Source organism: Streptomyces sp. NBC_01717, assembly GCF_036248255.1.
Classification (GTDB): Bacteria; Actinomycetota; Actinomycetes; order Streptomycetales; family Streptomycetaceae; genus Streptomyces.
This window is the reverse complement of the sequence record NZ_CP109178.1, coordinates 4747168-4769538: the sequence shown is the minus strand read 5'-3', so window position 1 is coordinate 4769538 and position 22371 is coordinate 4747168. Positions and strand designations below refer to the sequence as shown.

The 22371-nt window shown below is 67.4% G+C and carries 22 protein-coding genes, 2 tRNA genes and 1 pseudogene; 14 read left to right on the top strand and 11 right to left on the bottom strand.

What is annotated here, in order from left to right; all coding sequences use genetic code 11:
* Positions 1-93: 93 nt before the first annotated feature.
* The 3 genes and pseudogenes from OHB49_RS21600 to OHB49_RS21585 all read left to right on the top strand — a co-directional run bounded on the left by OHB49_RS21600 (position 94) and on the right by OHB49_RS21585 (position 1427).
* Positions 94-166: transfer RNA gene (locus tag OHB49_RS21600), tRNA-Ala, on the top strand.
* Positions 167-460: 294 nt separating this feature from the next.
* Positions 461-669 (top strand): annotated as a pseudogene (locus OHB49_RS21590) (amino acid ABC transporter permease); the annotation flags it as partial.
* Positions 666-1427 (top strand): amino acid ABC transporter ATP-binding protein, encoded by a 762-nt coding sequence (locus OHB49_RS21585; RefSeq protein ID WP_329162292.1) that lies wholly within the window; start codon positions 666-668, stop codon positions 1425-1427. The pseudogene OHB49_RS21590 and the gene OHB49_RS21585, both read left to right, overlap by 4 nt.
* 146 nt (positions 1428-1573) lie before the next feature.
* On the opposite strand, the gene OHB49_RS21580 is transcribed toward OHB49_RS21585, so the two are convergent.
* On the bottom strand, positions 1574-2299 hold the full coding sequence (locus tag OHB49_RS21580; protein WP_329162290.1) for a DUF5324 family protein: 726 nt from the start codon (positions 2297-2299) through the stop codon (positions 1574-1576).
* 375 nt (positions 2300-2674) lie between these two features.
* Between OHB49_RS21580 and OHB49_RS21575 the strand changes: the two genes are divergently transcribed.
* Together OHB49_RS21575 and OHB49_RS21570 are read left to right on the top strand one after the other, a co-directional pair.
* Positions 2675-3202, top strand: coding sequence for a peptidylprolyl isomerase (locus tag OHB49_RS21575; RefSeq protein ID WP_030972436.1), 528 nt, complete (start codon positions 2675-2677; stop codon positions 3200-3202).
* A 153-nt stretch (positions 3203-3355) separates the two neighbouring features.
* Positions 3356-4252: a rhomboid family intramembrane serine protease gene (locus OHB49_RS21570; protein WP_329166574.1), complete on the top strand. Its 897-nt coding sequence runs from the start codon at positions 3356-3358 to the stop codon at positions 4250-4252.
* A gap of 302 nt (positions 4253-4554) precedes the next feature.
* On the opposite strand, the gene crgA is transcribed toward OHB49_RS21570, so the two are convergent.
* Positions 4555-4809 (bottom strand): cell division protein CrgA, encoded by a 255-nt coding sequence (gene crgA, locus OHB49_RS21565; protein WP_030972440.1) that lies wholly within the window; start codon positions 4807-4809, stop codon positions 4555-4557.
* 136 nt (positions 4810-4945) lie between these two features.
* Between crgA and OHB49_RS21560 the strand changes: the two genes are divergently transcribed.
* From OHB49_RS21560 to OHB49_RS21535, 6 genes are read left to right on the top strand one after another with little or no spacing between them, the layout of a single operon-like run.
* Entirely contained in the window at positions 4946-5713 is a 768-nt protein-coding gene (locus tag OHB49_RS21560) for a DUF881 domain-containing protein (protein WP_329162289.1), read from the top strand.
* Between the two features lie 25 nt (positions 5714-5738).
* Positions 5739-6470, top strand: a complete 732-nt coding sequence (locus OHB49_RS21555) for a class E sortase (protein ID WP_030972443.1) — start codon at positions 5739-5741, stop codon at positions 6468-6470.
* Between the two features lie 56 nt (positions 6471-6526).
* Positions 6527-6709 (top strand): hypothetical protein, encoded by a 183-nt coding sequence (locus OHB49_RS21550; protein ID WP_030930420.1) that lies wholly within the window; start codon positions 6527-6529, stop codon positions 6707-6709.
* On the top strand, positions 6706-7344 hold the full coding sequence (locus tag OHB49_RS21545; protein WP_030930417.1) for an aminodeoxychorismate/anthranilate synthase component II: 639 nt from the start codon (positions 6706-6708) through the stop codon (positions 7342-7344). Before OHB49_RS21550 ends, OHB49_RS21545 begins: the two co-directional genes overlap by 4 nt.
* Positions 7341-8705: a class E sortase gene (locus tag OHB49_RS21540; protein WP_329162286.1), complete on the top strand. Its 1365-nt coding sequence runs from the start codon at positions 7341-7343 to the stop codon at positions 8703-8705. Before OHB49_RS21545 ends, OHB49_RS21540 begins: the two co-directional genes overlap by 4 nt.
* Positions 8706-8731: 26 nt before the next feature.
* Positions 8732-9463 (top strand): class E sortase, encoded by a 732-nt coding sequence (locus OHB49_RS21535; RefSeq protein WP_329162284.1) that lies wholly within the window; start codon positions 8732-8734, stop codon positions 9461-9463.
* Positions 9464-9547: 84 nt separating this feature from the next.
* On the opposite strand, the gene OHB49_RS21530 is transcribed toward OHB49_RS21535, so the two are convergent.
* The 7 genes from OHB49_RS21530 to OHB49_RS21500 all read right to left on the bottom strand — a co-directional run bounded on the left by OHB49_RS21530 (position 9548) and on the right by OHB49_RS21500 (position 18888).
* Positions 9548-10582, bottom strand: a complete 1035-nt coding sequence (locus OHB49_RS21530; protein ID WP_329162282.1) for a restriction endonuclease — start codon at positions 10580-10582, stop codon at positions 9548-9550.
* 211 nt (positions 10583-10793) lie between these two features.
* Positions 10794-12794, bottom strand: a complete 2001-nt coding sequence (gene pknB, locus OHB49_RS21525; protein ID WP_329162279.1) for a Stk1 family PASTA domain-containing Ser/Thr kinase — start codon at positions 12792-12794, stop codon at positions 10794-10796.
* 170 nt (positions 12795-12964) lie between these two features.
* The gene (locus tag OHB49_RS21520; RefSeq protein WP_030972454.1) at positions 12965-14419 is read right to left on the bottom strand and encodes a penicillin-binding transpeptidase domain-containing protein; all 1455 of its coding nucleotides are present in this window, start codon (positions 14417-14419) and stop codon (positions 12965-12967) included.
* On the bottom strand, positions 14416-15828 hold the full coding sequence (locus OHB49_RS21515) for an FtsW/RodA/SpoVE family cell cycle protein (RefSeq protein WP_030972456.1): 1413 nt from the start codon (positions 15826-15828) through the stop codon (positions 14416-14418). Before OHB49_RS21515 ends, OHB49_RS21520 begins: the two co-directional genes overlap by 4 nt.
* A gap of 23 nt (positions 15829-15851) precedes the next feature.
* Positions 15852-17357: a Stp1/IreP family PP2C-type Ser/Thr phosphatase gene (locus tag OHB49_RS21510; RefSeq protein WP_329162276.1), complete on the bottom strand. Its 1506-nt coding sequence runs from the start codon at positions 17355-17357 to the stop codon at positions 15852-15854.
* Between the two features lie 129 nt (positions 17358-17486).
* Positions 17487-18002 (bottom strand): FHA domain-containing protein FhaB/FipA, encoded by a 516-nt coding sequence (locus tag OHB49_RS21505; protein WP_030930391.1) that lies wholly within the window; start codon positions 18000-18002, stop codon positions 17487-17489.
* A gap of 10 nt (positions 18003-18012) precedes the next feature.
* Complete coding sequence (locus OHB49_RS21500) at positions 18013-18888, bottom strand: DUF3662 and FHA domain-containing protein (RefSeq protein WP_329162274.1); 876 nt, start codon at positions 18886-18888, stop codon at positions 18013-18015.
* A gap of 326 nt (positions 18889-19214) precedes the next feature.
* On the opposite strand from OHB49_RS21500, the gene OHB49_RS21495 reads away from it, so the two are divergent.
* Positions 19215-19297 (top strand) — tRNA-Leu (locus OHB49_RS21495).
* A 210-nt stretch (positions 19298-19507) separates the two neighbouring features.
* Here the strand turns inward: OHB49_RS21495 and OHB49_RS21490 are convergent.
* The gene (locus tag OHB49_RS21490) at positions 19508-20119 is read right to left on the bottom strand and encodes an FMN-dependent NADH-azoreductase (RefSeq protein ID WP_030972462.1); all 612 of its coding nucleotides are present in this window, start codon (positions 20117-20119) and stop codon (positions 19508-19510) included.
* Positions 20120-20248: 129 nt separating this feature from the next.
* On the opposite strand from OHB49_RS21490, the gene OHB49_RS21485 reads away from it, so the two are divergent.
* Positions 20249-20593: a winged helix-turn-helix transcriptional regulator gene (locus OHB49_RS21485; RefSeq protein WP_030972465.1), complete on the top strand. Its 345-nt coding sequence runs from the start codon at positions 20249-20251 to the stop codon at positions 20591-20593.
* Between the two features lie 45 nt (positions 20594-20638).
* On the opposite strand, the gene OHB49_RS21480 is transcribed toward OHB49_RS21485, so the two are convergent.
* The gene (locus OHB49_RS21480) at positions 20639-21106 is read right to left on the bottom strand and encodes a MarR family winged helix-turn-helix transcriptional regulator (RefSeq protein ID WP_329162271.1); all 468 of its coding nucleotides are present in this window, start codon (positions 21104-21106) and stop codon (positions 20639-20641) included.
* 77 nt (positions 21107-21183) lie between these two features.
* Here OHB49_RS21480 and OHB49_RS21475 point away from each other — a divergent pair, with 77 nt between their 5' ends.
* The gene (locus OHB49_RS21475) at positions 21184-22344 is read left to right on the top strand and encodes a hypothetical protein (protein ID WP_329162269.1); all 1161 of its coding nucleotides are present in this window, start codon (positions 21184-21186) and stop codon (positions 22342-22344) included.
* Positions 22345-22371 lie beyond the last annotated feature (27 nt).

Sequence of the window (22371 nt, the reverse complement as noted above, 5' to 3'; positions counted from 1 at the left end):
CCCCAATCTTTTTGGAAGATTCAGGGGGTCACCCGGTACTCTGGTCTGCGGCGGTGACCGAGACGCTGATGCGTCCGGTGCTGTCCACTTTTCGGGGCCTTAGCTCAGTTGGTAGAGCGCTGCCTTTGCAAGGCAGATGTCAGGAGTTCGAATCTCCTAGGCTCCACATCTGTAGAGACTCCCCTGGCCTGTGGAAACGCAGGCCAGGGGAGTCTCTGCGTTTCTGACGTCAGCGCCGTGTCGGTGCGGGTCCGCTGCAGCGCCGCCCCAGGGCATCCCTCGGCAAGCGGGACAAGAGTCAGTCCGCGGTAGCGGCCGACGAGGAACGCACGAGGCCGGCTACGCGAGTCCGGCGTCCGCGTCGCTCCAGCGCCGCTGGATCAGCCTCGCCTGTTCCGTGAGGGCCTCGACCAGCTCGCGAATACTGCGCGCGGCGGTGGTACGGAGTACGGCAACGCTGATCTCCCGTGCCAGTGGGGCGCCCTTGAGTTGTCGCTGTTCCTGGCAGCCGTCTGGTACCTCGTCCTCACCTCGATCCTCAGCGTCGGCCAGTACTGCCTGGAACGGCACTACGCCCGCGGCTCCAGCCGCAGCCTCCCGCCGACTCCGCTGCAGAAGATCAGAGCCACCCTGCTTTCCGTACGCCGCCCGAAGGGAGTCACGGCATGACCGCGATGGTGAAGGCCGAGGGCGTCCACAAGTCCTTCGGCCCGATCGAGGTCCTCAAGGGCATCGACCTCGAAGTCGCCCCCCGCGAGGTGTTCTGCCTCATCGGCCCCTCCGGCTCCGACAAATCGACCTTCCTGCGCTGCATCAATCACCTGGAGAAGATCAATGCAGGCCGCCTCCACGGCGACGGCGACCTCGTCGGTTACCGGCAGAACGGCAACGAGCTCTACGAGCTCAGGGACAGCGAGGTCGCTCTCAAACGCCGCGACATCGGCATGGTCTTCCAGCGCTTCAACCTCTTTCCGCACATGACCGCCCTCGAGAACGTCATGGAGGCCCCCGTCCAGGTCAAGGGCGAAACCAAAGCCGTCGCCCGCGAACGCGCCGGGAAACTCCTGGACCGCGTCGGCCTGGCCGACAAGGCGGGCAACTACCCCTCCCAGCTCTCCGGCGGTCAGCAACAGCGGGTCGCCATCGCCCGCGCCCTGGCGATGGAACCCAAGCTGATGCTCTTCGACGAGCCCACCTCCGCCCTCGACCTCGAACTCGTCGGCGACGTCCTCGACGTCATGCGCGGCCTCGCCGAAGACGGCATGACCATGGTCGTCGTCACCCACGAAATGGGCTTCGCACGCGAAGTCGGCGATTCCCTCGTCTTCATGGACGACGGCGTAGTGGTCGAAGCCGGCAACCCCGGAGACGTCCTCACCAACCCGCAGCACGACCGCACCAGGACCTTCCTCTCCAAGGTCTTGTGAGCGGACTTCGGCGCATGCCCGTATGCGAAGAGGCGGTACGGATTCCGTACCGCCTCTTCCCACCTGCCGATGGCTCTCCATGAACAACGCAACGGGCGCCGGGAAACCCTCAGGGCTTCCCGGCGCCCGTACTGTCGGCCGGTGGCTCAGCGGCGGTCGTCGAGGTCGGTTCCGTCCACCTCGTCCGTCCCGTCGGGGCCGGCGTCGTCCTGCTTGGCACGGACCTCGGGGTCGAGGACCGTCGGGCCGCTGCCGTCGACCGAGGTCAGCGGCGCGCGGTCGGAGACCTCCGTGGGGGCGGGGGGTTCGACCAGCCAGTCCGGGTTGGCCTGCTTGTCCCACCACCGCCAGGCGGCATAGCTGCCGGCCGCCACCACGGAGACCACGGCGAAGCCCTTCAGCGCGCGGCCGGCCTTGGCCCGCCTTCTGTGCTTTTTGGCCAGCTGCTGGATCTCCTTCGGAGTGACCTGACCGCGCAGGGCGGCCAGGGCCGCGATGCTGCGGGACGTGGCCTCCTCGGCGACGGGCTGGGCGGCGGCCATCGCGGACCCGACGCGGGGCACGGTGTACTCAGCGGCGTACTTGGTGGCCTGGCGGGTGCGGAGCGCGGCGCGCTGCGCGGCCTCGTCGACCTTGGGCGGCACATGAGAACGGGCCAGTTCGATATGCGGTGCGAGATATGCGTCGTACTGGACACGGGCCTGTTGGGCTGCTTTCGACGCCTTCGGCGCGAGCCGCGTACGGGCCTCGTGCGCATAGCGTGCGGCCTGGTCCTTGGCCGTTTCGGCGTAGGGCGCCACCACTTCCGCGGCGTGCTGCACGCTCTCCTTCGCCGAGTCGGTTGCGGCGCGCACGCTGTCGATGCGGGTCACGGGATCCTCCTCCTTGGTGGCGGGTAGTACTCCGCCTTTCCACCCATTTCGAGATCATGCCTGCCGGTGGCCCAACTGGCATGTGGGGCGGGCATCCGGGTCATGAGCGACGGTCGTGAGGGACGGTCGTGAGAGACGTCCTCGGGCAATGCGGTGCAAGGGGAGCTTGCCGACGACAATGCCACGGTTCAGCTCAGTACGCGCCGGTTCGTCACGCGCTTGGCCTCATTTGTTCCTGCGGGAAGCGGCAGGCGAGCGGCGTGAAATCAGGCAAGAAGGTGAGGGATGTCCGTTCGCGGGTGGCGGTCGGGCGACCTGAGGGATGGTCCGTGCGAGGATCGGTGGACGTCAGCGAAGACTTACGGAAGGCAGATCGTGGCCGAGCAGCTTTACGCCACCTTGAAGACCAACCAAGGCGACATCGAGATCCGGCTTCTGCCGAACCACGCGCCCAAGACGGTCAAGAACTTCGTCGAGCTCGCCACGGGCGAGCGCGAGTGGACCCACCCCGCGACCGGCAAGAAGTCCAAGGACCGGCTGTACGACGGCACCGTCTTCCACCGTGTCATCAGCGGCTTCATGATCCAGGGCGGCGACCCGCTGGGCAACGGCACCGGTGGCCCGGGCTACGAGTTCGGTGACGAGTTCCACCCGGACCTCAGCTTCAACAAGCCGTATCTGCTGGCCATGGCCAACGCCGGCCCGGGCACCAACGGCTCGCAGTTCTTCGTGACCGTCTCGCCCACCGCGTGGCTGACCGGCAAGCACACCATCTTCGGTGAGGTGACGGACGAGGCCAGCAAGAAGGTCGTGGACGCCATCGCGGGCACCCAGACCAACGCCCGCACCGACCGTCCGGTACAGGACGTGGTGATCGAGTCGGTCGTCGTCGAAACCCGATGATCTCCGGTGGTCACCGGATGATCACTCTCTGATTCCTCCGCCGGGAACCAACCGCCCTGCTTGTCCGTACTGCTTACATAGCGGATGAGCAGGGCGGCTTTGTGCGCGCTGCCGCTCACGAGATACCAAGGGGACCAGGAAGTGATGGGACCGATGGACGAGCAGCCGCCCGGCACCCGGGACCAGTCCGGCGCCACCGACGGCCCGCTCGACTGCTACCGCCACCCGGGCCGTGAGACAGGGATCCGCTGCACCCGCTGCGACCGCCCGATCTGCACCGAGTGCATGGTCAGCGCCTCGGTCGGCTTCCAGTGTCCGGACTGCGTCCGCCAGGGATCCGGCACGGGACACGGACCGGCGGCCAATCAGCCGCGCACCCTCGCCGGCGGCACCGTCACGGCCGACCCCCGGCTGGTCACCAAGATCCTGCTCGCTCTCAATGTCGCCCTGTTCATCGTGGTGCACGTGAAACCGGCCCTGCTCCCGGATCTGACGCTGTTCGGTCGGGCCAACCTCTACTACGGCGGCCCGCCGGAGGGCGTTGCCGAGGGCCAGTGGTACCGGCTGGTGACCTCGATGTTCCTGCACCAGGAGGTGTGGCACATCGCGTTCAACATGCTGGGACTGTGGTGGCTCGGCGGCCCCCTGGAGGCAGCGCTCGGGCGCGCCCGCTACCTCGCGCTCTATCTGCTCTCCGGCCTGGCGGGCAGCGCTCTCACCTACTGGCTGGCCGCACCGAATCAGCCCTCACTCGGTGCCTCCGGCGCCATCTTCGGCCTGCTGGGCGCCACCGCCGTGCTCATGCGCCGCCTGAACTACGGCATGCGGCCGGTCCTCGTGCTCCTCGCGCTGAACCTGCTCTTCACCTTCACCTGGGGCGGAATCGCCTGGCAGGCGCATGTCGGCGGTCTGATCGCGGGCACGGTGATCGCCGTCGCCATGGTGCATGCACCGCGCGGGCGGCGTGCGCTGGTGCAGTACGGCACCTGTGCGCTGGTCCTGGCGGCGGTGATCCTCATCGTGGTCGCCAGAACGGCCGCACTGACCTGATCACAGGGGTGATCGCAGACCGTCCGAGGTCGCCCTTCATACAGTTGTCCACAGCAGGGGTGTGATCTTGTGCATTTCTGTGGGTACAACTGTGCCCCTTGTCGCTGAGCTGGGTTTTTCCAGTCCGGACAAGGGGCGTGCCACCCCTCGAGAGGGGAGGCTGCAGTCACACCGGCGTCAACATCCAGGGAGTTATCCACAGATCGTCTGACCTTTTCCCCCGCCTGTGGATAACGCTGTGGGTAACTCAGGGCAAGGGTTGCGCTACCGGGGTCAGCTGTGGTGCCAGGTACGAGGTGGAGCTACTTCCACTGGGTGGAGACGCCGAAGCCGCCGGCGATGAAGCCGAAGCCGACGACGATGTTCCAGTTCCCGAGCGCGTCGACCGGCAGATCGCCGTCGGTCACGTAGAAAACGACGATCCAGGCCAGACCGATCAGGAAGAACGCCAGCATCACCGGCGCCACCCAACTGCGGTTGGTCAGCTTTATGTTGGTTGCCTGCTTCGCCGGAGGCGGCGTGAAGTCGGCCTTCTTGCGGATACGTGACTTCGGCACGAGGAACTCTCCTGTCGATGCGCTGCGTGACCGCGCAGGGAACTATGGCTGGCGCCGGGGCGCGAGGGGGAATGCTGCCTCCCCCGGGCGTCCGTTAGCGTAGTGCTTCCGTGGCGCCGAAGGAGATAAGGGTACGTTGAGCAATTCTGCCGACTCTCCCCAAGGGCCGGTCCGGCGCCCCTTCAGGCACCCGGTCCGGGTGCTCACCGCTGCCGTCTTCGCCCTCGCCGGACTGATCTTCGTCACCAGCGCCAACACGGCCAAGGGCACCAATATCCGCACCGACTCCTCGCTGCTGAAGCTCTCCGACCTGATCCAGCAGCGCAGCGGGAAGAACGCGGCGCTCGACGACTCCAACGCATCCCTGCGTGACGACATCGACTCCCTCGCCCAGCGCGACGACGGCAGCACGAAGGCTGAGGACGCCAGGCTCAAGGCTCTGGAGCGGGAGGCAGGCACCGCGAAGCTCTCCGGCCGGGCCGTCGCCGTCACCCTCGACGACGCCCCGCCGGACGCCACCGCGAAGCCCGGCTACCCCGATCCGCAACCCAATGACCTGGTCATTCACCAGCAGGACCTGCAGGCGGTCGTCAACGCCCTCTGGCAGGGCGGTGCCCGCGGTATCCGGGTCATGGACCAGCGGCTGATCTCCACCAGTGCCGTGCGCTGCGTCGGCAACACCCTGATCCTGCAGGGCCGGGTCTACTCACCCCCGTACAAGATCACCGCGGTCGGCGACCCGGACAGCCTCAAGAAGGCCCTCGACAACTCCCCGGCGATCCAGAACTACCTGCTGTACGTGAAGGCGTACGGGCTGGGCTGGAAAGTCGACGAGCGCGAGGCGGTGACTCTTCCCGGCTACTCGGGCACAGTGGATCTCCACTATGCGAAGCCGGTGAAGTAGCGAGCAGTTCCGGGGAGGCCGACCGGTGTCGGTGCGACTGATCGTCAGGACGTTCAGCGAACTGTGCATCACCGTTGGCGCCCTGATCATCCTCTTTGTGGTCTACGTGCTGTTCTGGACCGGAGTGAAGGCCGCCGGCGCGACCGAGGGGCAGATCGACGGCCTTCAGGACCGGTGGGCTCGCGGGGCCGTGTCCGCACCCGCGCCGACCGTGTCGCCGTCGTCCTCGCCCACCACCGATGCGCCCGCTTCCACCGCGCCCGCGCCGCCCACACCTGCCGCGTACCCGGACGGGAAGGCGTTCGCGATGCTGTACATCCCCCGTCTCGGCAAGGGCTGGGAGTGGCCCATCCTGGAGAACACCAAGGTCAGGACGTTGCAGAAGGGCCTCGGTCATTACCGGGGAACCGCCTCCCTCGGCGCGACCGGCAACTTTGCCGTGGCCGGACACCGACGCACGTACGGGGATCCGTTCAAGGATTTCCCGAAACTGCGCCCCGGTGACGCGGTGATCGTGACGGACGGCACGACATGGTTCACGTACCGCATCGACAAGAAGCCCTACCGGACCGTGCCGAGCGACACCGGCGTGATCGACCCCGTCCCCCGCAAGTCCGGCTTCGACGGCCCCGGACGCTATCTGACGCTGACGACCTGCGACCCCGAATGGGGCAGCAGCCACCGGCTGATCGCCTGGGCGCATCTCGACGAGACCAGGCCTGTGACCGACGGCAGACCCGCAGCTTTCCACAGCTGACCCACGCTCCGGCCCCGGCCCTTTAGTCTGGTCCCGTACCGAATGGAGGGGACAGCATGTACGGCTGGATCTGGAAGCATCTGCCGGGCAATGTGTGGGTGCGCGGGCTCATCTCGCTCGTCCTGGCGCTCGCCGTCGTCTACGTGCTTTTCCAGTACGTCTTCCCGTGGGCCGAGCCGCTGCTTCCGTTCGGGGACGTGACGGTCGACGGCACGAGCGGAACGGGGGCCGGCCAGTGAGCGCCCGCATCCTTGTCGTCGACAACTACGACAGTTTTGTCTTCAACCTCGTTCAGTACCTCTACCAGCTCGGCGCCCAGTGCGAAGTGCTGCGCAACGACGAGGTGACCACGGCCCATGCCCAGGACGGCTTCGACGGCGTCCTGCTCTCGCCCGGCCCCGGCACCCCCGAGCAGGCCGGCGTCTGCGTCGACATGGTGCGCCACTGTGCTGCGACCGGCGTTCCGGTCTTCGGTGTCTGCCTCGGCATGCAGTCGATGGCCGTGGCGTACGGCGGTGTGGTGGACCGGGCCCCGGAGCTGCTGCACGGCAAGACGTCGCCGGTGACCCACGAGGGCAAGGGAGTCTTCGCCGGACTGCCGTCCCCGTTCACCGCGACCCGCTACCACTCGCTCGCCGCCGAACCGGACACGATCCCGCAGGAGTTGGAGGTCACGGCGCGCACGGCCGACGGCATCATCATGGGCCTGCGCCACCGGGACCTGGCGGTGGAGGGCGTGCAGTTCCATCCGGAGTCGGTACTGACGGAGTACGGCCATCTGATGCTGGCCAACTGGCTGACGCAGTGCGGTGATGCGGGCGCTGTCGCGAGGTCGGTGGGGCTCGCGCCGGTGGTGGGCAAGGCCGTCGCGTGACCGCACTCCGTCCCGAGCACGACCCCGGACAGGACGGCCCGTACGAGCAACATGCGTACGAGGCCACGGGCGCGTTCGAGGCGGCAGTCGACCAGTTGGCGGATCCGCTGAACGATCCGCTGCCGGGACAGCACACTTCGCCGTGGTTCCCGGCGGAGAACCCTCCGGTGGAGGGGGCGGACACCGGGGTGGCGCAGGGCGGGCAGGCGCAGGCGTCACAAGGGGCTCAAGAGCCCCAGGGGCCGCCGCGCGAGTGGTACGACCCCGAAGGGTACGAACGGGACTGGTACGGGCAGCAGGAGCCCGTCACGGCGTCTTCGCCTCAGCCGCGCCCCCTCCACGACGAGACGGTCGGCCTGCGGACGGCCGACCCCCGGCGCATGGCCGATCGTGCGGTGACTCCACCCGCACCTGCGCTGCGACCGGAGGCGGAGCCGCAGTACGTGTCCGAGTACGCACCGGAGCCCGACGCGGACAGCACGGCGGCCACCGACTCCCGCCCGGAGCCGGCCGAACCCGGACCGCGGGCGGACCCACCCGCGGGCGGCCGCGCCGAGCGCCGGCGCGCCGCCAAGGGGCGCGGCCGCCGACGCGCCGAACCGCGGCCGGAAGCCCGGTCGGAATCGACGGCGCCGGGCGGGAGACCGCTGACGCGCGTCGAGGCGAGGCGCGCCGCCCGCGCGGCCAAGGACAGCCCCGCCGTCGTCGCCAGCCGGGTCGTGGGCGAGCTGTTCATCTCGCTCGGTGTGCTGATGCTGCTGTTCGTCACGTACCAGTTGTGGTGGACGAATGTTCGCGCGGACCAGATCGCCGGCAACGAGACGCACAAGATCCAGGACGACTGGGCAAAGGGCGACCGCAAGCCCGGAGCGTTCGAGCCGGGGCAGGGCTTCGCCATCATCCACATCCCGAAACTCGATGTGGTCGCCCCGATCGCCGAGGGCACCAGCAAGGAGAAGGTCCTCGACCGCGGCATGGTCGGTCACTACGGCGACGGCGCGCTCCGTACGGCGATGCCGTCGGCCGCGCAGGGCAACTTCGCGCTGGCCGGTCACCGCAACACGCACGGCGAACCGTTCCGCTACATCAACAGGCTGCGCAAGGGTGACCCGATCGTGGTCGAGACGCAGGACGCGTACTACACGTACGAGATGACCAGCGTCCTTCCGCAGACGTCGCCGTCCAACGTCTCGGTGATCGGACCGGTGCCACCCGCATCAGGTTTCACAAAGCCCGGCCGCTACATCACTCTGACGACCTGTACGCCCGAATTCACAAGTACATACCGGTTGATCGTGTGGGGCAAGATGGTCGACGAACGGCCGCGCAGCAAGGGAAAGCCCGACGCGCTCGTCGGCTGAACATCATCACAACAGGGACGGGTGCGGTGGCAGCGAGGACCCAGCAGCAGGAAGAACAGACCGACGAGTCCGCGCCCCCGGTGCGGAACAGGGACCGCCACCCCGTGGCGACCGCGGTCAGTGTCTTCGGCGAGTTGCTGATCACTGCGGGCCTGGTACTGGGACTGTTCGTCGTCTACTCCCTGTGGTGGACCAATGTGCTCGCCGACCGCGAGGCCGCGAAGCAGGGCCACACCGTCCGAGACCGCTGGGCCGACGGACCCGGCGCCCTCGACACCAAGGACGGCATCGGCTTCCTGCACGTACCCGCGATGAAGAACGGCGAGGTGCTGGTCAAGAAGGGCACCGACACCAAGAACCTCAACGACGGCATCGCCGGCTATTACACGGACCCGGTGAAGTCGGCTCTCCCCTGGGACAAGCAGGGAAACTTCACTCTGGCGGCGCACCGCGACGGGCACGGGGCGAAGTTCCACAACATCGACAAGGTGAAGACGGGCGACGCGGTCGTCTTCGAGACCAAGGACACCTGGTACGTCTACAAGGTCTTCAAGGAGCTTCCCGAGACCCCCAAGTACAACGTCAAGGTGCTCCAGCCGGTCCCGAAGGAAGCGGGCGTGAAGAAGCCCGGCCGCTACATCACGCTGACGACGTGCACGCCGGTCTACACGTCGAGGTACCGGTACATCGTGTGGGGCGAGCTGGTGCGCACGGAGAAGGTCGACAAGGACCGTACGAAACCGGCGGAGCTGCGCTGACCCTAGGATGGCGAAAGGCCCGAAGCCGCAACTTCCTTTTGCGGCTTCGGGCCTCTCTACGTCCGGTGGACTCTTGGTCGGCTACTACAGGACCGGGAGCGGCACCCCGGCGCTCCACTTCTCGAGGTGGCCTCGGTCCACGACCGTGATGCCGTGGGTCTCCGCTATGGCGCGTGCATCGGGTGTGAAGGAGGTGGTCGCTACGAAGAGAGCCACGTCTGCCCGGTGCTGGACCCTGGAGGCGCCCAGGAACTTCTGCACTTCGCCGCTCCAGACCGGACGGTAAGGGGCGAAGCTCTTGCACTGCACGACGACGCTGCGGCCGTCCGCCGTCAGTGCGGTGACGTCCACTCCACGGTCGCCGGGGCCGCCGTGCACCACGATGTCGGTGCAGCCGTCGCGGCGAAGCAGGACGGCGACGTGATGCTCGAACTCCCTCCAGTTCATCGCGTCGATCGATGCCATGACGCCGGTGTACGGGCGCGGGCCCTGAGCCTGTTCGAGGTGCCTGAGCCGGTGGTGATGGTTGCAGAGTTTCCGCTCGATCTTTTTGACGTCGTCCCGGAGAGAGATCAGCTCCTTGTGCTGCTCACCGGAGGCCTCGATGAGGGCGTTGAGCATGGGGACGACGGTCTTGCCGAGGATGTGGGTGATGCGTCGGTCGATGCGGGCGTCGAGGGACGTGGGCTCACCGTGGACGAAGTTATCCACAGGCTGGGTCCGCGCCGCGTACTCCCTGTCGAGGAGGTACGTACGCACCTGACGTGCGACTTCGCTGTCCCGGAGGAGCATGGCGACGTTGAGGACGGCTCGGCGACTGAAGATGGCGAGCGACGGTGTGCGTGACTTGACCTGACTGAGGTCCTTGAAGGACCTCAGTTCTGGCCCAGTCAGGAGACGGTAGCCGTTGTTTCGTAGCTCCTCGCGGTGATCTTTGACCAACGATTTGACGGCTTCAACTCCTACCTCGAAGTACGCCGCCACCATCGCCGTCGTCACATGCATGCCGTCCGGCAGCAACGACAGCACCTTGACCCTGTCCAACGCTTCCGACTGCTCCCCGATGCTTGCTCGTAGAGACCTCGACTCCAGCAGTACTGCATCGTTGATCACGTTCATGTCCTTTCGGCTCGTCTCGGATGCCTGTGCGAGCTGGGTGAGGTCTGATCCCCACGCCACCCCAACGGATCAACGAATCAGCACATATGAAGACACGATCGGTTTCCGGCTGCATGTGCGGTATGCCGGGCAGGAGGCGGCGCGGCAGGTACAACAAAGGGCCCCGGTCACCTTCGAGGTGCCGGGGCCCGATGTGTGGTGCGGTTCGGGGTCAGTCCCGTGAGCCGGACGGGCCGCCGAAGATATTCCCGTTCCCGTTACCGTTGCCGCCCCCGGTGGTGAGGGTGACGACGGTGGTTGCAGGGTCGGCCTGGGTGCCCGGTGCCGGATCGCTGCTGATGACCCGGGCGTTGTCGTCCGTAGCGCTGCCGTCCGCGAACTGGATCTGGGTGAAGCCCTGCGCGGCCAGGAGCTGCTTGGCTTCGCCCACCGTCTTGAACCTGATTTCGGGGATCGGCTTGGTCGCGGGCTGCGCCGGGCCCTTGGAGACCTTCAGGACGATCTGGGTGTCCAGCGGCTTCTTGCCGTCCGGCTTCGGGGTCTGGTCGATGACCTGACCTGCGGGCTCCGGCGAGTCGACGTCGTTTCGCGAGACATTCTCGAAGCCGACCTGGTTGAGCTGGGCCTTCGCGGCGTCGAACTGCTGGCCGATCACAGGGGGGACGTTCTGGGTGGCCTGCCTGGCGACCGTGATCTTGACCTCGGACTCCGGCTCAGCCTTCGTGCCACCCTTGGGGTCCTGGTCGAGTACGGTGCCGGGTTGCGCGTCGGAGGACTCGGACGCGACGACCCGCACCGTGAAGCCCTTGTCCTCCAGGTTCTTGCGGGCGTTCTCCTCGGACTTCTCCGTGACGTCCGGAACCTCGACCTTCGGCGCACCGCTGGAGACGACGACCGTGACGGTCTCGTTCTCCCGCATCTGGCCGTCCTTGGGGGTCTGGCTGCAGATCTTCCCCCTGGGCTGGTCCTCGCAGGGTTCCTTCGAGCCGACCTTGAGGATGACGCCGGCGTTGGTCGCGAGATCCTTCGCCTCGTCCACGGTCGACCCGACCATGTTCGGCACGTCGACCTTGCCGTTGTCGCTGTTGTCGCCGCCGAAGACGGATCTGCCGATCAGGATCGCGCCGATCAGCACCAGAATGCCCGCGGCGATCAGCAGGATCGTCGAGGTGTTGCTCTTCTTCTGGCGCCGGCGGTCCGGGCGCTCGTCGTATCCGTAGCCACCGTCGTCCGGGTTGACCGGGGGCAGCATGGAGGTCTGGGCGCCGTGCTGGTCGGAAGCGCGCAGTGCCGTGGTCGGCTGGTCCTGCCCGTACCCGTCGTAGCCGCCGCCGTAGCCGGCCGCGCCCATCGCCGCAGTGGCGGAGACCGGCCGGCCGTCGAGGCAGGCCTCGATGTCGGCGCGCATCTCATCGGCTGACTGGTAGCGGTAGTCCGGGTCCTTGACCAGAGCCTTCAACACGATCGCGTCCATTTCGGGCGTGATCTCGGGGTCGAAGTTGCTGGGGGCCTGCGGCTCTTCCCGTACGTGCTGGTAGGCAACCGCGACGGGCGAGTCACCGATGAACGGCGGCCGGACCGTCAGCAGCTCGTAGAGCAGGCAGCCGGTCGAGTACAGGTCGGAACGTGCGTCGACCTGCTCGCCCTTGGCCTGCTCCGGGGAGAGGTACTGGGCCGTGCCGATGACGGCCGACGTCTGGGTCATCGTCATGCCGGAGTCACCCATGGCACGGGCGATGCCGAAGTCCATGACCTTGACCTGGCCGGTGCGCGTCAGCATGACGTTCGCCGGTTTGATGTCGCGGTGGACGATGCCTGCCCGGTGCGAGTACTCCAGCGCCTGGAGGATCCCGACCGTCATTTCGAGGGTGCGCTCGGGCAGCAGTCTGCGGCCGGAGTGCAGAAGTTCTCTGAGCGTCGACCCGTCGACGTACTCCATCACGATGTACGGGATGGAGACCCCGTCGACGTAGTCCTCGCCGGTGTCGTAGACGGCAACGATCGCCGGGTGGTTGAGCGAGGCGGCGGACTGGGCCTCACGGCGGAACCGGGCCTGGAAGGACGGGTCGCGGGCGAGATCGGTCCGCAGCGTCTTCACAGCGACGGTGCGGCCGAGCCGGGTGTCGTGAGCGAGGTAGACCTCGGCCATGCCACCACGGCCGAGCACCGAGCCCAGCTCGTACCGGCCGCCGAGGCGACGCGGCTCTTCCATAACTGTTCCAGCCCTCTCCGTCAGTCCCGACCACACCGGTGTGTGGTCCGGCGGTGTGCTGCTCGCGCATACGCTACCGGCCACGCACTACCTGATCGGCCCAGAGCCGTCACCTGATATCTGACCGGTATCCCAATGTGCAGATATGGCGCCCCATGTGATGGGCGTCACTACTTGTTGTCGATGACCGCCTTCATCACATCCCGGGCGATCGGTGCGGCGAGGCCGCCACCGGAGACGTCGTCCCTGTTGGCCTGGCTGTCCTCGACCACTACGGCCACTGCGACCGGGGAGCCGCTGTCGGTCTTCGCGTACGAGATGAACCAGGCGTACGGCTTCTCGCTGTTGTTCAGACCGTGCTGGGCGGTACCGGTCTTGCCGCCGACAGTGACGCCGTCGATGAGGGCGTTGGTTCCCGTGCCGCTCTTGACGACGGTCTCCATCATTTGCTGGAGCTTCTGCGCGTTCTCACCCGAGAGGGGCTGGCTGAGCTGCTCCTTCTCGTGGGTGTAGATGACGTCGAGGTTGGGAGCCTGCCGCTCGGCGACCATGTACGGCTGCATGAGCTTGCCGTCGTTGGCGACCGCGGCGGCGACCATGGCCATCTGCAGCGGAGTGGCGCGGTTGGACGCCTGGCCGATGCCCGCCATGGCGTTCTGCGGCCGGTTGTCCTTCGGGTAGATGCTCGCGTCGGCGCGGACCGGGGTGAAGATCTCCTTGTTGAAGCCGAACTTGCCGGCCTCGTCCATCATCTTCTGGTTGCCCAGGTCATCGCTGATCTTGCCGAAGACGGTGTTGCAGGACATCCGCAGTGCTTCCCGGAGCGAGGCGTTCTCGCAAGGGATGTTGCCCTCGTTCTGCAGGACGGTGCTCACCTGCGGGAGCCGGTAAGGCAGCGGGGAATCCGTCTTGCCGTCGATGTCGGTGTAGAGGCCGTTCTCCAGGGCCGCGGCGGCGGTGACGACCTTGAAGGTCGAGCCGGGCGGGTAGGTCTCGCGCAATGCCCGGTTGAGCATCGGCTTGTCCTTGTCCTTCAGGAGCTTCTGCCAGGCCTTGGTGTCCGTGTCGGAGTTGCCCGCGAAAGTCGAGGGGTCGTACGAGGGGGTGCTGGCGAGGGCCAGGATGGCGCCGGTCTGCGGGTCGATCGCGGCGACGGCACCCTTCTTGTCGCCCAGCCCCTGGAAGGCGGCCTTCTGGGCGGCCGCGTTGAGGGTGGTGACGACGTTGCCGCCCTGCTTCTTCTCGCCCGTGAACATCGAGAGGGTGCGGTCGAAGAAGAGCTGGTCGTCGTTGCCGGTGAGGATGCCGTCCTCGAGGCTTTCGAGCTGCGAGGCGTCGAAGGCCTGCGAGGAGTACCCGGTGACGGGCGCCCACATGGGGCCGTTCTTCCAGACCCGCTTGTACTTGAAGTCGCTGCCCTTGGTCACGGCCGAACCGGTGATCGCTTTGCCGTCGACGATGATGTCGCCGCGCTCATGGGCGTACCGCTCGATGCGGACGCGGCGGTTCTCGTCGCGGGTGTTCAGCTCGTCGGCGCGGACGTACTGCAGGTAGTTGGTCCGCACGAGCAGGGCGAGGATGAGGACGCCGCAGAAGATCGCGATCCGGCGCAGGGGCTTGTTCACGGTCGGACCACCTGGGTCATCTCGGCATCGGAGGAAGGAGCAGGGGCCGGTGCGGGGCGGCGTGCGGTGTCGCTGATCCGGATCAGGATGCCGATCAGAGCCCAGTTGGCGATCACGGACGAACCACCGGCTGCGAGGAACGGCATCGTCATACCGGTCAGCGGGATGAGTCCCATGACACCGCCGGCGACGACGAAGACCTGGATCGCGAAGGCGCCGGAGAGACCGATCGCGAGGAGCTTGCCGAACGGGTCGCGGGCGGCGAGAGCGGTGCGCACACCGCGCTCGACGATCAGACCGTAGATCAGCAGGACGGCCATCATTCCGGCGAGGCCGAGCTCTTCGCCGACGGTGGAGAGGATGAAGTCGGCGTTGGCGGCGAAGCCGATCAGGTCGGAGTTGCCCTGGCCCCAGCCGGTGCCGAGCGTGCCGCCCGACCCGAAGGACATGATGGCGTCACCGATCTGCTGGCAGGCGCCGTCGGTCGTGTAGCAGGCGAACGGGTCCATCCAGGCGTCGACGCGCTGCTGGACGTGCGACTCGAACGTGGCCACACCGACCGCCCCCGCCGCGGACATCAGGAGACCGAAGACGATCCAGCTGGTCCGTTCCGTGGCGACGTACAGCATGATCACGAAGAGGCCGAAGAACAACAGGGATGTGCCGAGGTCCGTCTCGAAGACCAGGATCAGGATCGACAGTCCCCAGATCACGAGGATCGGTCCGAGGTCGCGGCCGCGGGGCAGGTACAGACCCATGAAGCGGCGGCTGGCCAGAGCCAGCGCGTCTCGTTTCACCATGAGATAGCCGGAGAAGAAGACCGCGATTATGATCTTCGCGAATTCGCCGGGCTGGATGGAGAACGGGCCGAGGCTGATCCAGATCTTGGCGCCGTTCACCGCAGGGAAGAACACCGGCAGGATCAGCAGTACCAGTGCCACGGCCATGGAGATGTACGTGTAGCGCTGCAGGATGCGGTGGTCCTTGAGCACCATCAGTACGACGACGAACAGGGCGACGCCGATCGCGGAGTACATCAGCTGTTTGGGTGCGTCGGGGCTGAAGGCGCCGAACAGCGACTTGGCCCGCTGGATGAGCCGAGGTGACTGGTCCAGGCGCCAGATCAGCACCAGCCCCAGCCCGTTGAGCAGGGTCGCCAGCGGCAGCAGCAGCGGATCCGCGTACGGAGCGAACTTGCGCACCACGAGGTGGGCGACGCCGCCGAGCAGGATCAGGCCTAGCCCGTATCCGAGCATGCCGGAGGGGAGCTCGCCGTCGATGGCAAGGCCCACATTGGCGTACGCGAACACCGAGATCCCGATGGCGAAAGCCATCAGGCCCAGCTCGGTGTTGCGACGGCTCGGCGCGTCGATCGCGCCGATCGTGGTCGTATTGGTGACAACGCTCATGGTGCTGAAGGCTCCCCTACGGCTTACTGCTTACCGCACTGCGGGACCAGCCTCTGCTCTTCCTCCGAGAGGCTGGGGCCGGGAGTGGGAGTCGCTGTGGCCGGGTTGGTCTTGGTGGCGTCGGACCGGGCGGACGTCTTGGTGACCTCCGAGCCCGTGCCGCCGGCTTCGCCCTCGCCGGTGCGGGCTTTGCTCTCCGCCTCGGCCGCGCGGCGCTGCGCGTCCTTCTTGCAGGCGGATGCCTGGGTCGAGAGCTCGCTGATCTTCTCGCGGGCGTCCGTCAGGTTGCCCTCGGCGATGGTCGCCTCGACCTGCTTGCGCTGGTAGGGCGGGAGGTACTTGAGTTCGATCTCGGGGTGGTCCTTCTCGACCTTCGAGAGCGAGACCCACGCGAGGTCCTGGCTGATGCCGCGGAACAGCGCGACGTGTTCGTTCCTGGCGCCCACGTAGAACTGGTTCTGGGTCCAGCGGTAACCGCCGTACACACCGCCGCCGATGACGGCCAGCGCGAGCACGATGTACAGGGACCTCTTCAGCCACTTGCGGCCGCCGCCGGGCTTGATGAAGTCGTCGTCGGTGTACGCGTCGAAGGAGCCGTTCGGCATTCCGCCGTAGCCGAGGCCGTCACCGCTTCCGGGTGGGCCGAAGCCGCCCGCGGGCGGTGGGACGGGCCGTCCGAGGCCGGCCGCGCGTCCGGCGGGGGTCTCCATCGCGCCGCCGTCGTTGAGCTGGGCGGCCTGGTTCTCGGCGACCGCGCCGACGATGACCGGGGTGTCGTTGAGCCGCCCGGCCAGGGTGTCGTTGCTGTCGACGTCGAGGACGTCGGCGACGATGCAGGTGATGTTGTCCGGGCCACCGCCGCGCAGGGCGAGCTGGATGAGCTCCTGGATCGTCTCCTGCGGGCCCTGGTAGCTGGCGAGGGTCTCTTCCATCGTCTGGTGCGAGACGACGCCGGAGAGCCCGTCGGAGCAGATCAAATAGCGGTCGCCGGCCCGGACTTCACGGATGGAGAGGTCGGGTTCGACGTGGTCGCCGCTGCCCAGCGCGCGCATCAGCAGGGAGCGCTGCGGGTGGGTGGTGGCCTCTTCCTCGGTGATCCGGCCCTCGTCGACCAGCCGCTGCACCCAGGTGTGGTCCTGGGTGATCTGGGTGAGTACGCCGTCGCGCAGCAGGTACGCGCGGGAGTCGCCGACGTGGACCAGGCCCAGGCGCTGACCGGTCCAGAGCAGGGCGGTGAGCGTGGTGCCCATGCCCTCCAGCTGGGGGTCCTCCTCGACCATCATGCGCAGTTGGTCGTTGGCCCGCTGGACCGCCGTACCGAGCGAGGTGAGGATGTCCGAACCAGGCACGTCGTCGTCGAGCTGGACGAGCGTGGAGATCACCTCGGAGCTGGCGACCTCACCGGCCGCCTGACCGCCCATGCCGTCCGCGATGGCGAGAAGGCGTGGACCGGCATAGCCGGAGTCCTCGTTGCCCTCCCGGATCATGCCCTTGTGCGATCCGGCGGCGAAGCGCAGGGACAGACTCATGCGCACCTCGCCCGTCGGCTCGGGGTACAGCCGGTCTCGAGCCACACTGCCCACCCTCCGGTCGGGAGCCGGGCCGGGTCCGTTGCCCGGACGGCCGCGGCTCGCTCGCTCCGCTCGCTCATTGTCGTACTACTTCCGCAGCTCGATGACGGTCTTGCCGATCCGGATCGGCGCGCCCAGCGGAACAGGCGTCGGGGTGGTGAGACGGGTCCGGTCGAGATACGTGCCGTTGGTGGACCCGAGATCCTCGACGATCCACTGGCCGTCACGGTCGGGGTAGATCCTGGCATGCCTGCTGGACGCGTAGTCGTCGTCCAGCACGATCGTTGAATCGTGGGCCCGTCCCAGGGTGATGGTCTGCCCCTGGAGCGCCACCGTGGTGCCGGTGAGGGTGCCTTCGGAGACGACCAGCTTGGTCGGTGCCCCCCGGCGCTGGCGGCCGGGCTGCTGGCGTTGCTGCGGCGGTGCCGCGGCAGATTGGCGTGCCTGTTGCGGACGTGCGTCGCTCGCACTGCGGCGTGAGCCGCGTTGCGTGACGCGCGTTCCGAACAGGTCGCTGCGGATGACCTGGACGGCCACGATCACGAACAGCCACAGAACAGCCAGGAAACCTAGCCGCATGACCGTCAGGGTCAGCTCTGACATTGCCCCCGCTTCACCCTTCGGCTTGCCGGTAAACGATGGTGGTGCTACCCACGACGATCCGCGAGCCGTCGCGGAGCGTAGCGCGGGTTGTGTGCTGCCCGTCCACCACGATGCCGTTGGTAGACCCGAGATCCTGGATCGTCGAGGGCGTTCCGGTCCGGATCTCACAGTGCCGACGGGATACGCCGGGGTCGTCGATCCGCACGTCGGCGTCGGTGCTGCGTCCCAGCACCAGCGTCGGGCGGGAGATCTGATGGCGGGTGCCGTTGATCTCGATCCAGCGTCGCACCTGCGGGCTCGGCATGGCGCCGGGCGCGGCCGACGGTCGCCGGTCGGTGGTGGGTGCTCCGGGACGGCCGCCGCCCGGCGGCGGGGCCGCGGGCATGGGCGGGACGGAGCTGGGCGGGTAGCCGTAGCCGCCGGTGGGCTGGGGGGCGGCCGGCCGCCCCTGGCCCGGGTGGCCGGACTGTCCCAGGTGGCCCTGAGGAGCCTGCTGGCCCTGCTGTGACGAACTCGACGCAAGCGTGCGGCTCCGTACGCGGTAGAGCCCGGTGTCGAGGTCGTCGGCCTTCTCCAGATGGACCTTGATGGGTCCCATGAAGGTGTAGCGCTGCTGCTTGGCGTAGTCCCGGACCAGACCGGAGAGCTCGTCGCCGAGTTGGCCGGAGTACGGGCTGAGGCGCTCGTAGTCCGGGGCGCTGAGCTCGACGATGAAGTCGTTGGGAACGACGGTTCGCTCGCGGTTCCAGATCGTTGCGTTGTTGTCGCACTCGCGCTGGAGGGCACCCGCGATCTCGACCGGCTGGACCTCGGACTTGAACACCTTGGCGAAGGTGCCGTTGACCAGACCTTCGAGACGCTGCTCGAAACGCTTCATGACTCCCATGGGGCACCTCCTCCGGTGTTCTCGTCGCTGTACTGCTTACTGATCGTATCCACGCGTCGGGAAATCGGCTGGTTCCCCTTGTCTGCCCTGTGGATGAGTGTCACCCCTCACACGGATCGTAGAGGTGGTGTCCTGACAGTGTCCCGCACCTGGGGTGCACTGAGGAGGAGTGGGGGGAGGTCGTCGCGCGTTCCCGCTGTCCGTCATTCGTTCTGCATCCGTCTGCGAAACAACGGATGTGAATCCACCCTGTCCAGCGTGCTAATCTTCCGGATGTCGCCAGGCGCTCGCACCAACAGGTGAGAGAGTCTGAAAACACCACTCATGCGCGAGTGGCGGAACGGCAGACGCGCTGGCTTCAGGTGCCAGTGTCCTTAGGGACGTGGGGGTTCAAATCCCCCCTCGCGCACAAGAAAGAAGCCCCACAGGCCAACGGCCTGTGGGGCTTCTTCGTTCCCCGGCGGATACGGCGCGTTGTGGATTCGGCGCGTTGTTTCACGTGAAACGCCCGATTCGGGGTGGCCCGGGTGTGTGTTCCGATATGTATGAGAGTGACGAAGGGTCGGGGCCCGCGGAGGTCGACCACTCCGCGGGCCCCGACCCTTCGTCATTGCATGGCTCAGGCCGCGAGGCGGGCGGCGAGGGCCTTGGCCTTCTCTGCGGCATCGGTGAACGCCTTGGCGCGGGAAGCCTCGGCGAGGGGGATGAGCTCGGCCATCGCCGGCTGGGAGTGGGCCAGCGTCAGCTCCGGAACGATGAAGTCGACCTCTGCGCCGAACATGCTCGTCAGCAGCTTCTCCAGGTAGTTCTGGACGAACTCGGAGTCCGCACGCGGCGTGCCGGGGGCGTACGAACCGCCGCGGCTGGCGACGACGGTGACCGGGGTGCCGGCCACCGGGCTGTCGGGGCCCGCGTTGTGGCCGACGATGATCACCTGGTCGAGCCAGGCCTTGAGGGTGGACGGAATGCTGAAGTTGTACATCGGCGCGCCGATCAGGACGGCGTCTGCCGCTGCCAGTTCGGCGGCGAGTTCGCTGCGCAGCGGGTCCCCGGCGCCGGCGGCGGCCGCGGCGGCGTCCAGGTGGGGCAGCGGGTTCGCGGCCAGGTCGCGGTAGACGACCTGGCCGTCGGGGTGCTGTTCGAGCCACGTCTGGACGAAGGTGGCGGTGACCTCGCGCGACGCGGATCCCTGGGGGAAGACGGCGGAGTCGAGGTGCAGGAGCGTGGCCATGGGGGTCTCCACGGATATCTAGGGATGGCGCCCGGCCTGACAGGAGGGCGTCTTTTTCGTTCGTACCTAGTAATAGCATAGGCCCTTACTATTCGTAAGTCCCGCACGGCGACGCAGTACTCTGGGTGTATGGCGGAGCACAGCGAACAGGCGTGTCGGCGGGTCGACGTGGGCATCACGCGCGTTTTCGAGCTGTTCGGGAAGCGCTGGACAGGCCCGATCGTCTCCGTACTCATGCAGCATCCGGTGCACTTCGCCGATCTGCGGCGGGCGATTCCGGGCATCAGCGAGCGCATGCTCTCGGACCGGCTGTCCGAGCTCGGTGCTGCCGGGCTGGTGGTCCGCGAGGTCGACGAGGGGCCACCGCTGCGGGTCTCTTACCGCCTGACGCAGGCGGGCGCCGCGATGGAGCCCGCGCTCAAGGAGCTGGCGCTCTGGTCGAAGACGTACCTCGCGGACGACGGCGGCTGCTAGCGGCTCCGGCTCCTGCGGCTGCAGCCTCTGTGGCCGGAGCTGTGGCTACGGCTGCTGGGGTGCGTCCTGGGCGGTCGTCCCGCCCGACGAGTTGTAGCGCAGCAGATACTCCGCGAACCGGGTCAGATCGTCCGCCGTCCACTCCGCTAGGCGCTCCTGAAAGGCTGCGTGGCGGGTGGCCTGCGTCGAGGCGAGGGCCCGGGTTCCGGCCTCGGTGGGATGCAGCACCTGGATGCGATGGTCCGCGGGGTCCGGGTGGCGCTCGACCAGGCCGAGCTTCTCCAGGGCGCTGATCTGTCGGCTGACCGTCGACTTGTCCAGCATGTAGTGCGCCGCCAGGTCTGTTGCGCGGCAGCCGTGCTGGTCGTCGATGTGTGCCAGCAGCGTGTACGAGACCAGGGGCAGCTCGGGATGGAGACGGGCTGCGGCAGCGCGCGCCCTGCGTGCGAACGCGGTCAGTTCTCGCTGAATGACATCCAGTGACTCTTTGCGTTCCCGGGGGGTGCCTGTCACGGAGCTCACCTTTCTAAAATTTCAGTTGTATAGTACAACGGATAGAGGAGTTGTAAAAGCCAACCATTGGAGTTCCGATGTCCACAGGCCAGAGTGCCGCCGCCGGCTCCACCGCAGGCGCCCTGCGTCATGTGCTGAGCCATCTCGTCACTCCACTGCTGATGTGCATCGGTATGGGGCTCGCCTACCTGGGGGCGTTCCACGCTCCGGAACCGCACGACCTGCGGGTGGACGTGGTGGGGTCGGGGCCGAGGGCCCAGGTGCTCGCACAGACGCTGCAGGACAAGGGCGACGGAGCGCTGAGCGTGCGTACCGTGGCCGATCGGGCCTCCGCGGTGAACGACCTGAAGACACAGCAGAGTTACGGCGCCTACCTGCCGGGGAAGCACCCCGAGCTGCTGGTGGCCACCGCCTCCTCGGACACCAGCGCCACGGTGGTCGAGAAGGTCTTCACGAAGGTGGCGGCCGCACAGGGGGACCCGCTGAAGGTGACGGACACGGCGCCGACCGCGGACGGCGATCCGACCGGCCAGGGAATCTTCTTCCTGCTCGTCGCGGTGAGCATCGGATCGTACGCGTCGGTCGCGGTGATCGGTGGCGCGGGCGCGGCGCTGGCGCTGCGGATCAGGGCGGCGCTGGTCGTCGGCGCGTCGCTCGTGGTGAGCGCGATCGGTGCGGCGTTCGCGGGGCCGCTGTTCGGACTGGTGGATCACGGGCTCGGCGGCGTCTGGGCGATGGCGTGGCTCTACTCGGCGGGCATCCTGATGGTCGGGGTCGGGCTGCACACGTTCCTGAAGCGATGGACGACGCTCGGCTTGATGGTGCTGTTCGTGATGCTCAACTTCACCAGCTCCGGCGGCATCTTCCGGCCCGAACTGCAGCCCGGCTTCTTCGGTTCGCTGCACGCCTTCTGGAACGGTGCAGGCTTTGTCGAGGGTGTGCGCAGTCATGTGTACTTCGGCGGGTACGCACTCGGCGGACATGTGCTGGTTCTCACGCTGTGGTTCGTGGCGGGGCTGGCCGTGATGGGCGTGGCCGGGCTGGCCGAAGCGAAGCGGCGGAGCGTCGCCGCGCATGCTCAGGGCGCGGCCGGGTCCCGGCACCGGGCCGGGGCGGAGAGCCGGTCGGTGGCGGCGAGCCGTTCCAGGGTGGAGAGCCTGTCCGAGGCCGAACGTCGGTCCGAGGCCGAGACAGGCGAGGAGCTGGAGCAAGAGCTCGAGGAGACCGTCGCCGTCTGACCAGGACAGAGCGTTGTCCACAGGTGT

Excerpts from the sequence above, each read along its gene's own strand:
- OHB49_RS21585 (WP_329162292.1), top strand. The coding sequence starts at position 666 with ATGACCGCGATGGTGAAGGCCGAGGGCGTCCACAAGTCCTTCGGCCCG.
- OHB49_RS21570 (WP_329166574.1), top strand. The coding sequence starts at position 3,356 with ATGGACGAGCAGCCGCCCGGCACCCGGGACCAGTCCGGCGCCACCGAC.
- OHB49_RS21550 (WP_030930420.1), top strand. The coding sequence starts at position 6,527 with ATGTACGGCTGGATCTGGAAGCATCTGCCGGGCAATGTGTGGGTGCGC.
- OHB49_RS21530 (WP_329162282.1), bottom strand. The coding sequence starts at position 10,582 with ATGAACGTGATCAACGATGCAGTACTGCTGGAGTCGAGGTCTCTACGA.
- pknB (WP_329162279.1), bottom strand. The coding sequence starts at position 12,794 with ATGGAAGAGCCGCGTCGCCTCGGCGGCCGGTACGAGCTGGGCTCGGTG.
- OHB49_RS21515 (WP_030972456.1), bottom strand. The coding sequence starts at position 15,828 with ATGAGCGTTGTCACCAATACGACCACGATCGGCGCGATCGACGCGCCG.
- OHB49_RS21510 (WP_329162276.1), bottom strand. The coding sequence starts at position 17,357 with ATGAGTCTGTCCCTGCGCTTCGCCGCCGGATCGCACAAGGGCATGATC.
- OHB49_RS21505 (WP_030930391.1), bottom strand. The coding sequence starts at position 18,002 with ATGTCAGAGCTGACCCTGACGGTCATGCGGCTAGGTTTCCTGGCTGTT.
- OHB49_RS21500 (WP_329162274.1), bottom strand. The coding sequence starts at position 18,888 with ATGGGAGTCATGAAGCGTTTCGAGCAGCGTCTCGAAGGTCTGGTCAAC.
- OHB49_RS21490 (WP_030972462.1), bottom strand. The coding sequence starts at position 20,119 with ATGGCCACGCTCCTGCACCTCGACTCCGCCGTCTTCCCCCAGGGATCC.
- OHB49_RS21485 (WP_030972465.1), top strand. The coding sequence starts at position 20,249 with ATGGCGGAGCACAGCGAACAGGCGTGTCGGCGGGTCGACGTGGGCATC.
- OHB49_RS21475 (WP_329162269.1), top strand. The coding sequence starts at position 21,184 with ATGTCCACAGGCCAGAGTGCCGCCGCCGGCTCCACCGCAGGCGCCCTG.